13 protein-coding genes are annotated in these 10,659 nt (G+C 57.5%); 7 read left to right on the plus strand and 6 right to left on the minus strand.

The genetic code is table 11. The annotated features are described in order from the left end of the window. The first annotated feature begins 651 nt into the window (after positions 1–651). The 3 genes from ilvN (at position 652) to NHH03_RS23365 (ending at position 3,113) form a co-directional block, all read left to right on the plus strand. Positions 652–1,188, plus strand: coding sequence for an acetolactate synthase small subunit (gene ilvN, locus NHH03_RS23355; RefSeq protein ID WP_253160250.1), 537 nt, complete (start codon positions 652–654; stop codon positions 1,186–1,188). Between the two features lie 91 nt (positions 1,189–1,279). Further along, complete coding sequence (ilvC, locus tag NHH03_RS23360) at positions 1,280–2,287, plus strand: ketol-acid reductoisomerase (RefSeq protein WP_253160254.1); 1,008 nt, start codon at positions 1,280–1,282, stop codon at positions 2,285–2,287. Between the two features lie 199 nt (positions 2,288–2,486). Further along, on the plus strand, positions 2,487–3,113 hold the full coding sequence (locus NHH03_RS23365) for a DUF4254 domain-containing protein (protein ID WP_253160256.1): 627 nt from the start codon (positions 2,487–2,489) through the stop codon (positions 3,111–3,113). 9 nt (positions 3,114–3,122) lie between these two features. Here the strand turns inward: NHH03_RS23365 and NHH03_RS23370 are convergent, their stop codons facing one another. The 4 genes from NHH03_RS23370 to NHH03_RS23385 form a co-directional block, all read right to left on the minus strand. Further along, positions 3,123–3,965, minus strand: coding sequence for a hypothetical protein (locus NHH03_RS23370; RefSeq protein ID WP_253160258.1), 843 nt, complete (start codon positions 3,963–3,965; stop codon positions 3,123–3,125). Positions 3,966–4,069: 104 nt separating this feature from the next. Continuing rightward, the gene (locus tag NHH03_RS23375; protein ID WP_253160260.1) at positions 4,070–4,486 is read right to left on the minus strand and encodes a hypothetical protein; all 417 of its coding nucleotides are present in this window, start codon (positions 4,484–4,486) and stop codon (positions 4,070–4,072) included. Between the two features lie 232 nt (positions 4,487–4,718). Further along, complete coding sequence (locus NHH03_RS23380; RefSeq protein WP_253160262.1) at positions 4,719–5,639, minus strand: histone deacetylase family protein; 921 nt, start codon at positions 5,637–5,639, stop codon at positions 4,719–4,721. A gap of 68 nt (positions 5,640–5,707) precedes the next feature. After that, entirely contained in the window at positions 5,708–5,854 is a 147-nt protein-coding gene (locus tag NHH03_RS23385) for a hypothetical protein (RefSeq protein ID WP_253160265.1), read from the minus strand. On the opposite strand from NHH03_RS23385, the gene NHH03_RS23390 reads away from it, so the two are divergent. Then, positions 5,853–6,314: a hypothetical protein gene (locus tag NHH03_RS23390; protein WP_253160267.1), complete on the plus strand. Its 462-nt coding sequence runs from the start codon at positions 5,853–5,855 to the stop codon at positions 6,312–6,314. The two genes, NHH03_RS23385 and NHH03_RS23390, sit on opposite strands and share 2 nt — an antisense overlap. Before the next feature lie 139 nt (positions 6,315–6,453). Here the strand turns inward: NHH03_RS23390 and NHH03_RS23395 are convergent, their stop codons facing one another. Both NHH03_RS23395 and NHH03_RS23400 read right to left on the minus strand, forming a co-directional pair. Then, positions 6,454–7,743, minus strand: a complete 1,290-nt coding sequence (locus NHH03_RS23395; protein ID WP_253160269.1) for a hypothetical protein — start codon at positions 7,741–7,743, stop codon at positions 6,454–6,456. A gap of 21 nt (positions 7,744–7,764) precedes the next feature. Continuing rightward, positions 7,765–7,992, minus strand: coding sequence for a CPXCG motif-containing cysteine-rich protein (locus tag NHH03_RS23400; RefSeq protein ID WP_253160271.1), 228 nt, complete (start codon positions 7,990–7,992; stop codon positions 7,765–7,767). A 225-nt stretch (positions 7,993–8,217) separates the two neighbouring features. Here NHH03_RS23400 and NHH03_RS23405 point away from each other — a divergent pair, with 225 nt between their 5' ends. The 3 genes from NHH03_RS23405 to NHH03_RS23415 all read left to right on the plus strand — a co-directional run bounded on the left by NHH03_RS23405 (position 8,218) and on the right by NHH03_RS23415 (position 10,501). Next, positions 8,218–8,958: an EF-hand domain-containing protein gene (locus NHH03_RS23405; RefSeq protein WP_253160273.1), complete on the plus strand. Its 741-nt coding sequence runs from the start codon at positions 8,218–8,220 to the stop codon at positions 8,956–8,958. Positions 8,959–9,081: 123 nt separating this feature from the next. Next, positions 9,082–9,675 (plus strand): peroxiredoxin, encoded by a 594-nt coding sequence (locus NHH03_RS23410; RefSeq protein WP_253160275.1) that lies wholly within the window; start codon positions 9,082–9,084, stop codon positions 9,673–9,675. A 166-nt stretch (positions 9,676–9,841) separates the two neighbouring features. Next, complete coding sequence (locus NHH03_RS23415; RefSeq protein ID WP_253160277.1) at positions 9,842–10,501, plus strand: hypothetical protein; 660 nt, start codon at positions 9,842–9,844, stop codon at positions 10,499–10,501. Positions 10,502–10,659: the final 158 nt, after the last annotated feature.

Consider the following 10,659-nt stretch of genomic DNA (forward strand, 5'->3'; position numbering starts at 1 on the left):
TCGATTTAGCGGTATTGGGCTGACGCCACCAGGCTAACCACTCCCGTCGCTCCGCGACTCATTCACGCATGTTCCCCACCGGCTCTCAATCGCGGAGACGATCGGGCGCTCTCAATCGCGGAGCGATGTCATTTGTTAGCCAGGGGTGAAACCCCTGGATTGGTCGACAACAAACCGCGCAGTCGCGGAGCGACGACATTCTCTACCGCCCCTCCGGGGCTCGTTGATATTCTTTGACGATCAACGCCTGGGGAAGACGCCACCAGGCTAACCACTCCCGTCGCTCCGCGACTCAATCACGCATGTTCCCCATCGGCTCTCAATCGCGGAGCACCACCAGAGCCCAGCTACAGAAGAAGGCTCAACGGTCGGACGTGCTGGAAATTTTATAGCCTCGCGCGATTTCAAATCGGGTTGGATGAATCCTGCACACCCACTTGTGGCTGGAGGGCTGACTGCCCAAAAGGTTCGCGAACGGGCCCGTTGGTGAGTTGTGTTCCCGTCAGCAGCGATTTACGGGGTTGATCGGCCCCGCTTTTGGCGGGCAATTGACTTGGAAACCCCTGCCCTTGTTGGTTGGGCGAGCCAAAATTATCCTACCGGGCTCGAATTTCAGGACGTTTCCTCCTTTTTACGGTCAAATTTGGACTGATGCCCAGCCCCACTCAGCGACACGTTCTCTCCGCTCTGGTCCAGAACGTTCCCGGGGTACTCGCCCATATTTCTGGGATGCTTGCCTCGCGTGGCTTCAATATCGACTCACTGGCAGTCGGTGAAACGGAAAACAAAACACTTTCTCGGATGACCTTTGTCGTCGTCGGCGACGACCGCGTCCTGGAACAAGTCCGCAAGCAACTAGAAAAAATTGTCACCGTCGTCCGTGTCATGGACGTCAGCAGCCGTGACTATGTCGAGCGTGATTTGCTGTTGGTCAAAGTGCAAGCACCGGCCGGTCCCAAACGGGCAGAGATTCGTGAGTTGGTCGATATCTTCCGCGGACGCATCGTGGACGTCGGGCCCGACGAATTGATGATCGAAATCAGCGGGCGTGAAAACAAAGTCCAAGCATTCATCGAGCGTGTTCGCCCCTACGGAATCACCGAACTGGTTCGCACCGGTCGCGTTGCGATGGTGCGTAGCGAAGCCGACATCGATGTGGCCGACGGTACCAGCAAGGCGTCCGCCTGAGCGGGCCGCCTAAATGGGCCGCTGCTTAGCCTGCCCACAACAACAGACATTCACAACAAACTACCTACCTATCTACTAAGACGATCCAGTTATGCCAGCCACCATCTATTACGAAAACGATGCCGACCTTTCGCACCTGAAAGGCAAAACCGTTGCCATCTTGGGTTACGGATCCCAAGGCCACGCGCAAGCTCAAAACCTGCGTGACAGCGGTGTCAACGTCATCATCGGTCAACGCCCCGGTTCAGCCAACTACGACTTGGCAGTCTCCCACGGGTTTGAGCCGAAATCGATCGCCGACGCGACTAAAGAAGCCGACGTGATCAACCTGTTGCTGCCCGACGAAGTCCAAGCTGACATCTATCGCGAGTCGATTCTGCCGAATCTGTCCAAGGGCAACATCCTGATGTGCTCGCACGGATTCAACATCCACTTCGGCCAAATTGATCCGCCCAAGGGAATCGACGCACTGTTGGTCGCCCCCAAAGGCCCCGGACACTTGGTCCGCAGCGAGTACGAAAAGGGTGGCGGCGTGCCGGCTCTGATCGCTCTCGGTGAAGGTGCTTCGGAAGAAACCAAACAAATCGGTTTGGCCTATGCCAAAGCGATCGGCGGCACCCGTGGTGGTGTGATCGAAACCAGTTTTGCCGAAGAAACCGAAACCGATTTGTTCGGCGAACAAGTCGTGTTGTGCGGTGGCGTCAGCGAACTGGTGAAAGCCGGTTTCGAAACCTTGGTGGAAGCCGGGTATCAGCCTGAAATGGCATACTTCGAGTGCATGCACGAACTGAAATTGATCGTCGACCTGTTGTACGAAGGCGGGCTTAGCTACATGCGTTACAGCATTAGCAACACCGCCGAATACGGCGACTATGTGACCGGACCACGGATCATCACCGATGAAACCAAGGCCGAGATGAAACGCGTTCTGGAAGAGATCCAAAACGGCAAGTTCGCTCGCAACTGGATCCTGGAAAACCGAGGCGGTGCGGCGTTCTTCAAAGCCACGCGTCGCCGCGAACGCGAGCACGGTGTCGAGCAAATCGGCCGTGGGCTGCGAAAAATGATGACCTGGATCGACGAAAAAGAAGTCTCCTAGGTCAAGCCTGGCCGATCTGGCAAACGCTGCGATTCACCAAGCGACCTCCTCTGACGGGGAGGTCGTTTCGCATTGGTGGATTACGTCACACGCGGGTTTCAGAATCCCACGGATTGCTATCGCCTCGGCGCAGTCAAACGGCGCACAATGGGGCGACTGTACCCTGTCCCCAAGGCTCGACTCTGCGAGATCCAGCGCCATGTCCGCACCCACCGTCACCTCGACACACCTGCCCTCGGTTGCCGAAATCACCCAGCTTCAGATCGATACGGTCGCGGCATGGCACCAAGGTCCGATCGAAAACACGTTCGATGATTTCAAGCAATTGGTGTGTCGCCAGCACGAATACAACTATCGCCTGTGGCACCAGGAGGACATCGCCCGCAGCCCCACCGCTGACGATGCCCAAATCGCCACGGTCAAACGCGCGATCGACAAACTGAATCAGCAGCGCAACGACATGATCGAGCAACTCGATGATGCGATCACGGAAATGCTAGCCAAGCTCCAGGTGTCACCCGTACGCGACGCGCCGATCAACACCGAGACCTCCGGTAGCGCGATCGATCGATTGTCGATCATGTCGCTGCGGTTGTATCACTATCGCGAACAGCTGGAACGCGAGGACGCCGATGCGGAGCATCGCGCCAAAGTGGCCGAACGAATCGAATTGTGCCAACAACAACACGCCGATCTCTCGCATTCGTTGCAAGCCTTGCTAATTGATATCTTCAGCGGCAAGAAACAGCACAAGACGTATCGGCAAATGAAAATGTACAACGACCCGTCGTTGAATCCCGAGATCTATCAGTCGTCGTCATCTTGACGCAGAAACTTAGGATTCGTCTGTCGGTTTCGCTGCGACTTCACTGAACTGGTTGATCGCAGATTGCAAATCGGATTGCGACTGGTCTGGAGTAGGCTGGTTTGGCATCGCTCCGGGATCGCTTGCGGCCGGTGCAGGGTTGGCGGGGGCAGTGTTCGTTGGAACAGCCTCCGCCGGAACCGCTTCCGCCGGAACCGCTTCCGCCGGAACCGCTTCCGCCGGAAGTGACGCTGCTGTGACAGCGATCTCGGGTACTTCAGTGGCATCTAAGACTCGCAAATTGTTTGCTTCGTTAGATTCCATGAATTGGTCGTAGCTGTCGACAGCGACTAGGATCCGATCGAAGGCGATGGCTTGACCGTTTAAATTGCCCATTGCCAGTGCTTCTGGCGGCAACGTCACCGTGACTTGCACGGCCTCGCCGGCCGGCAGCGAATCGATTGTGGATGTCACATTCGGGCTAGTCGGACAGATGCGGCCCAGCAGAGCCACAACCGTCAGTCGTGATCCGCAAACATCACGCGTGCTGCAGTTTTGGATCACCACGTCCAAGGCCGGTCCGCACCCGGCGGCGGCCGACGGGTGCCGTTGGATCGAGACCAGTTGCAAATCGCCCAGTTCCTCCGTCGGGATCTGGATCGGGCCTGGCAGATACCTGGCTGCGACCGCGTCGGAATCGTTGTTGACGCCGTACCGCATCAGCAATCCGATCACATGGTCACAGCGCGTGCCGCCGTGAAGTAAACGTTGCAGTTCGATATCGTCGGCATGCGAACGCGGTGTCGTGATCAACGCCAGCGCTGCGACGATGATCGTGAGTGTTAGATGGTGCAAATGGTGAGATCGTTTCATGACTTGGGTGCTCCGGACAAAATGTGTTGTGATACAAAAAGAGCCTGGTGAGTTGTCTTGGATAGACTCACCAGGCCAGGATCATTCGTTGGATTGCGTCAGTCCTAATAGCATGCCCAGTAGCTGCTGTAGACCGGCACGTGGTAGGTCACCGGTTGGTAGTACGTGTAACTGACCGGTCGATAGCAGTAGCTGTAGGACGGGCGATAGCAGTTGTAGCCGTAACCGTAGCTGTAGCTGGATCGGTATCCGTAGCTGCTATAACCACGCCCATAGCCGTATCCGATGCGTCGGAAGCAGGCTGCCACCGCGTCCTGGTCCTGGTCGTCGTCGCCCAGCAAAGCGTCCACGTCGGACTGGCCGAAATCGTCTTCATCCTCCAAGGCAACATCGGTTGGATCAACAGCGACGATCGAATCGCTGTCCATGGTTGCCAGTTGAGTCAGCAAGTCGTCGTCAGCGGTCACGGTGCCGAAGATCATCACGACGGGGGCAACAGCAAAAAGGATTCGTTTGAACATGGTTTGGTCCCTGAAACGGATCGGCAATAAGTGTGTTTAAAAGTTGAATGCGGGAGTTTGCCGAGTCGCTCGCCGCGTTCGTTGTCCTTGACTGAACAACCAAGCGGGCGGATTGGGAAAGTGTTTCAGGAAACACGAAAAAACATTTCTTCGCTGGTGTGGAGGATTTATCCGACCGGTCTGAAAATGGTCGGATAATCCTCCACACCAACAACAGCTGAGCGTTGCCGCATCAGCCCCACAGTGGCATCATCTGGCTGGCGATCGCCAGGGTCGCGGCATGGATTTCCACGATGTCGTTCACGTCGGGGGCATATCCGCCGCTCATCGCGATGGCGACTGGGATGGATCGATCGGCGCACCACCGCAGCACTTGGCGGTCGCGCTGCTGAAGTCCCGATTTTGAAAGACTCATTCGACCCAAGCGATCTCCGGCATACGGATCGGCGCCGGCTAAATAGATTGCCAGATCAAACCCGCCGCAGGCGGTGTGGTGTTGGCCGAGTGTTTCCAACGCGGACGTCAGTTTCGCCAGGTAGGTCACGTCAGCGGTGCCGTCGTCCAACGGCACGTCCAGATCGCTGGGAAACTTTCGCAGCGGGAAATTTTTGGCTCCATGCATCGACAGCGTGAACGCGGTGGCGTCGCCACTAAGGATTGCAGCGGTCCCGTTGCCTTGGTGCACATCCAAATCGATCACACAGGCCCGACGGATCAACGATTCTTGTTGCAGCGTTCGAATCGCGACCGCCGCATCGTTGAAAATACAATAGCCTTCGCCCGCATCGGATTGCGCATGATGCGTGCCACCGGCCAAGTTTGCTGCGACGCCATCAATCAGCGCGCCACGTGAGGCCGCGATGGTTGCTCCTGTGCTACGGCGTGACCGCTGAACCATTTGCGGCGACCAGGGGAATCCGATCCGCCGGATCTCCGCTGCAGAGAGCGTCCCCGTTTTGACTCGATTCAAATAGCCGGCGTCATGACACAGCGTCAATTGTCGGTCATCGGCGGCCGGTGGCACCAATAACACATCGTTGCGATGCTGGTCACTACTGGCGACATGTCGGCGCAACCGCCGATACTTGTCCATCGGAAATCGATGCGACGGCGGCAATGGCAACTCGAAATGATCGGTATAGTAAAGTCTCACGGCGACAGTTTTAGAAGAACACGAAGCATCGGGGACGCGAATCTCATGACTGATCCGGCTCAGAATCCTTACGCGGCATCAACGAATACACCAGGGGGATCCGCGTTTTCAGGCTCGACCCCCACCACGCTGAAAGCCTCTGGCATGGTGCAGTCGATCATCACGTTCGGATTGATCGGTGGATTGGTAATGATCACTGCGGTGATGACGTTCATGGCATTATCCGACCGCGACCAGCAGCAAAGTCTCTTTCGCTTTGATGCCGACGCCATGCTCTTTCTGGGGATCGGCTATCTGGTATTTCTCGGCTCGGCGATCGCCGCGGTGGCTGTGCGAGGCATCATGAAATCGCAAGCGATCCGTCAATTCCAATCCGCCGATGAACCATTGCCGGTTCCGTTGGAAATCGATTCGCCGCTACCGCCGTCGGCCCAGACCTTTCTCGGTTCGGTTGCCACCTACAGCCTGGTCGGCCAAGCGTTGATGGAAGGCCCGGCGGTGATCAACGCGGTGTTCCTGATGATCGGAAACAACCTGGCGCACTTGATCCCGATCGTCATCGCCGTGATCGGAATCGCGCTGCAATGCAACACACCGGCGCGCTTAAAGCATCTGGTCGAAAGCGTAAAACAAGCCACGTCACCATCCCATGCGGCGCTACAACAACGCAGCTAACACGTCCAACCATCAACCGACACGATTCTTCCCGTCTTCCCGTAGCTGATCCCGCCAGGGTTCAGTCGGCGCTGATTCCCGTAGCTGGGCTCGCCCGGGTTTAGGCCGTCTGGGCTGTGGCTGGCCCAGCTACCCGGTGCTACTGACAGGTCTCGATGGTGTCGGCGACTTCGCCATCGCGACTGGCTGCGATCCAACGGAGATCGATCACCAGTTGGTCACCGATCACGGACGTGATCATCGCCGGGTTCTGTTTGATCAGACGGGCGGCCCAGGCTTCCGGCGACAGCGTCTTGTGGCGTAATCGGAGTTGTCGCGAGGGAAAATTCCATCGCCCGCCGGTCACCAGGCATGCCGGTTGATCGGTGATCTGGCAGGCAGCGACGGATTCATCCGCTGTCAAACGCATCGCCATCCGCTCGGCTCGACTGCGTAGATTTTCTTCGGCGGTTTGAACCAGCGCTGAAACCGGACTGGGTTCCGGATCGGTCATCGCAGCCAGCGTCATCGCTGCGGTGGCAGGGGAAGCGACAAGTGCCTTCCAGCGCTGATCGCGGCGGATCGAGTCGACCAGTGTTTTGTCGCCCACGAGGATTCCGGCAGCCACGCCACCGGTGATCGGACCGCCGGCCAGCACGACTAAATCCACACCGGACTGCAACAGCGACTGGGCGCTGGGGACGCCCGCGATGGAATCTTTGATGGTCGCGACCGGAGTGATGGCCACCGTCATCACATCGGCGCGGCCGAAATCGATTGGTGAAATCGGTTGCACCCCGTTATCGGCCAGCAACACACAGGCATTATCAATGCCGTCGAAGTCGTCGGTTTCAATCGCTTGCACACCGCCGCATTGTTTCAGCGAAACACCTGGCAAGGCGTCGGGCAATGGCATCCCTGACGGCAATCGAATCGCCTGGCTGCGGTGCATCACCATGCTACGATTGTTAGCTAGGATTCCCAGGGCGGCGATCGCAGCATCGAAATTGTGGGCGACAGCGACCTGGTGCCCTTCTAAATCCGCCATCCGGGCCAACGACTGGTTCAATCGGTCGCGCAGCTCGAGATCGACACAGTCGCCACGCAAAATGTCACAGCCGACCTGCAGTACATGATCGGAAATCGGGACGCCCGAACCCTGTTTGCTTAGCAATTCGCCAGACGCGTTTTGACAGGGCACGGTTAAATCGGTTTGTCGTTCGGTCCAGCGCAACACCGTTTGGCGACCTTGGTCGACGGCACCGCGGGCGGTGTCGGTGGCGGTTTTGACGATGCTGTCCAATCCACGCGAGGCATTTTCAGGAAGATCACGCAGCAATTCCGCAGCCTGTTCCTTGACTTTGCTGATCGTCTCGGCATCACTCGCTTTTCGAGCAACGTCGGCAACCCCGTTACGGATCGCTTCAATGGCCCAGGGAGGAAGTCGCATCTTGGTTCTCTAAATCAAAGGTTAAAATCGGTCTTGTTCGGGCTCGGCCCAAACCCGCGCTTCGTTGTCATCCCAGTCGACGTGAATCACGTTCGGGCTGCAACACACCGGACAGTCTTCCACATAGTTTTGTGAATGGCCTTCGGCAGGATCCAACGGGATCACAATTTCTTCACCGCAGTTGTCACAAACGTAGCTGCCTTCGTTGTCCAGCGAAGCGGGCACGGGATCATCGGTGGGTTCATCCATCTTTTTCGCCTGGGTCTTTGAAAAGCTTGGCAACGAAAACGGTAAACTTCGACACGTCTTCGTGCGAAACTGTGGGGCGGGCGGAACGTTACATCAAAAGCTATCTCGAATCACACGACACGACATTCTACCACTTCGGTCCCACAGGGGCGCAAGTCCGCCTGTGAGGATTGCTTGGCGAAGCGGGGCTGCGAATCACTTTTCCTTCTCGATCGGACGATCAAAATGCAACGGCAAACAACGCGACTGACAGGGTTCTTAGGATCGGGACTGTTGGGGATCACTCTAATCATTGGTGCCCTGACCGCAGACGCTCAGGACACCGATTCCCCCGATTCGAATGGTCGGGCCCAAATTGACAACGTCCAGTCGGGAGATGTCAGGCCTGCGGAACAGCGGTCCCCCCGACGCGACGGGCAAACCGGCAATCGGCGCTTCGGCCGTCCGACGGATCAGGGCAATCGTCCGCCTGGCGCTGGGGCCGAGATGTTGCGGCGGATGCCGGTGATTGCGGCACTCGATAGTGACGGCGACGGTGAATTGTCGACCGCAGAAATCGACCAGGCTGCCACGGCACTGCGGAAACTGGATCGAAACGGCGACGGGCGGCTGGATCTGCGGGAGATGATGCCCCGATTTCCGGATCGCGATCAAGACGGTCGGATGCAAATGAATCGCCGTCCGGGGGGAGATGATTCTGGCGATGCCGCGTCTCGTATGGATCGGTTGATGCGGCAGGACAAAAATGGCGATGGATTCTTGTCAGCCGACGAATTACCGCCGGCGCTAGCCCGGTTACTGCAGCGGGCCGATCGCGACGCCGACGGTCAATTGTCGCGTCAAGAAATCCAGGCCGCCATGTCATCTCGATCCGCGGGGTCGCAGCCCAAGGGGGATCGGCGGGGGGCGGACCGATCGGACGAGACGCCAGGGGGCGAAAAACCTCGTCGTCCGCCGGCGGAATGATCGCCCGGCTGAGCGGCGAAATTTTGTCGCCCGCTTGTCGAATCGCGTCAATCTTTCGATAGTGTTAGCGGTTCCCACGACTTTTATTACACTTCCCTCGACAAGCGAGTTTCAACCGATCCCATGAGTGTATTGGTTACCCAGCAGGCTCCCGAATTCACAGCCCAAGCCGTCATGCCCGACGGTCAGTTCCAAGAAGTGTCACTGAGCGACTACAAAGGCAAGTACGTCTTGCTGTTTTTCTGGCCGCTCGATTTTACCTTCGTCTGTCCCACCGAGATCATCGCGTTCTCCGATCGCACCGAAGAATTCGCCAAACTGGGCGTGCAAATTCTGGGTGTTTCGGTCGACAGCCATTTCTCGCACTTGGCGTGGACCAACACACCGCGTGAGCAAGGCGGAATCGGCAAGACCCAATACCCGTTGGTTGCCGACATGAACAAGCAAATCTCGCGTGATTACGACGTGCTGCTCGACGGTGGTGTCGCCCTGCGTGGATTGTTCTTGATCGACAAAGAAGGTGTTGTGCGTCACCAAGTCGTCAACGATTTGCCACTGGGCCGTAGCGTCGACGAGGCACTGCGAATGGTCAAAGCATTGCAATTCTTTGAAGAAAACGGCGAAGTTTGCCCGGCAAACTGGCAAGAGGGTTCACGGACCATCAAACCGAACGTCGACGACAGCAAAGAATTCTTTGGTGCCGAGTACGCCGGCTAGACGCAGATTCATCGTCGAAAGTCAGCCGGCACGCGCTCGCATCCGGTTCCTGGAACATTGCAATGTTGGTAACAGGGAACCGTGAGCCAGCGCTCTGCGGCTGATGAATAATCCGGGCATCCGCCCTGCTCCGTTCTGATTCGCGAGAGACTCCTTCACGATGTGGTTGACTGCACCGAACCGAATCGGAATTGCCGCGTGGCAATCTGGCGATTGCGTCTGGAGAATCAAAGCACACGGTGGCCGAGACGGAATTCGGCTGCTGTTTGCTGATCAGGATTTGGCTTTGTTGTCGTCCAACGATCAACCGTTGCCAACCTTGCAGGAACAGTTTGTTCGTGGTCAAGAATTGCACCTGTCGTATCCCCAACAGGACCAGGGCTGTCAGTTCGGATTTCGGGTGGTGATTCGCCCGATCGAGCTGGATTCGATCACGACCGATGAGCAATTGGCCGTTTTTGAACTGCTGATATCCGTACAGACCACCTTGCTAGATGCCCACCCGACCATCGATTTGGTGTCTGAGGTCGGTAGCGGGTGCCGGGTTGATTCAGTGGATGGGATCGCTGGCGCCATCCACAGCACCGAATCAGCCCCCAATCAAACAGCGGTGTTGCTGGGGCCGCCTGATGCACCGTTTACCAGTGAGATCAGCGGCGGAGACGACGCGCTGCGATTGCGGTTGTTTGGTGAGTTCATGGAAAAAGGCGTGATTCGCCGGGCGCGACCCTGGGTGATCATCGATCGCGAGGGGCGGCCGATCGACACCGACGAAGCCATCACCGCCTGGCGCGCACTCGCAGCCAGCCCAGTGCCATTGACCTAGCACTTGCCTCTGGAAGTCGTGGTTTTTGCGTGGGGCATTGGTTTTTTGGTAAGCGCGACGCGAGAGCGGTCGTGCAGCTTCGCGTGCCAATCATTGGGAGAGTCGCCTGCGCTCAATCCCATCTCTACGCCAACGGCGTTCAATAGCTTAGCCCGGGG

Source organism: Stieleria tagensis, from assembly GCF_024129865.1.
In the GTDB taxonomy this organism is placed as follows: Bacteria; Planctomycetota; Planctomycetia; order Pirellulales; family Pirellulaceae; genus Stieleria; species Stieleria tagensis.

What these genes read in the sequence shown, in the direction of transcription:
- ilvC (WP_253160254.1), top strand. Translation starts at nt 1,280, where the DNA reads ATGCCAGCCACCATCTATTACGAAAACGATGCCGACCTTTCGCACCTG.
- NHH03_RS23390 (WP_253160267.1), top strand. Translation starts at nt 5,853, where the DNA reads ATGGCATTATCCGACCGCGACCAGCAGCAAAGTCTCTTTCGCTTTGAT.
- NHH03_RS23410 (WP_253160275.1), top strand. Translation starts at nt 9,082, where the DNA reads ATGAGTGTATTGGTTACCCAGCAGGCTCCCGAATTCACAGCCCAAGCC.
- NHH03_RS23365 (WP_253160256.1), top strand. Translation starts at nt 2,487, where the DNA reads ATGTCCGCACCCACCGTCACCTCGACACACCTGCCCTCGGTTGCCGAA.
- NHH03_RS23405 (WP_253160273.1), top strand. Translation starts at nt 8,218, where the DNA reads ATGCAACGGCAAACAACGCGACTGACAGGGTTCTTAGGATCGGGACTG.
- ilvN (WP_253160250.1), top strand. Translation starts at nt 652, where the DNA reads ATGCCCAGCCCCACTCAGCGACACGTTCTCTCCGCTCTGGTCCAGAAC.
- NHH03_RS23375 (WP_253160260.1), bottom strand. Translation starts at nt 4,486, where the DNA reads ATGTTCAAACGAATCCTTTTTGCTGTTGCCCCCGTCGTGATGATCTTC.
- NHH03_RS23400 (WP_253160271.1), bottom strand. Translation starts at nt 7,992, where the DNA reads ATGGATGAACCCACCGATGATCCCGTGCCCGCTTCGCTGGACAACGAA.
- NHH03_RS23395 (WP_253160269.1), bottom strand. Translation starts at nt 7,743, where the DNA reads ATGCGACTTCCTCCCTGGGCCATTGAAGCGATCCGTAACGGGGTTGCC.
- NHH03_RS23370 (WP_253160258.1), bottom strand. Translation starts at nt 3,965, where the DNA reads ATGAAACGATCTCACCATTTGCACCATCTAACACTCACGATCATCGTC.
- NHH03_RS23385 (WP_253160265.1), bottom strand. Translation starts at nt 5,854, where the DNA reads ATGAACGTCATCACCGCAGTGATCATTACCAATCCACCGATCAATCCG.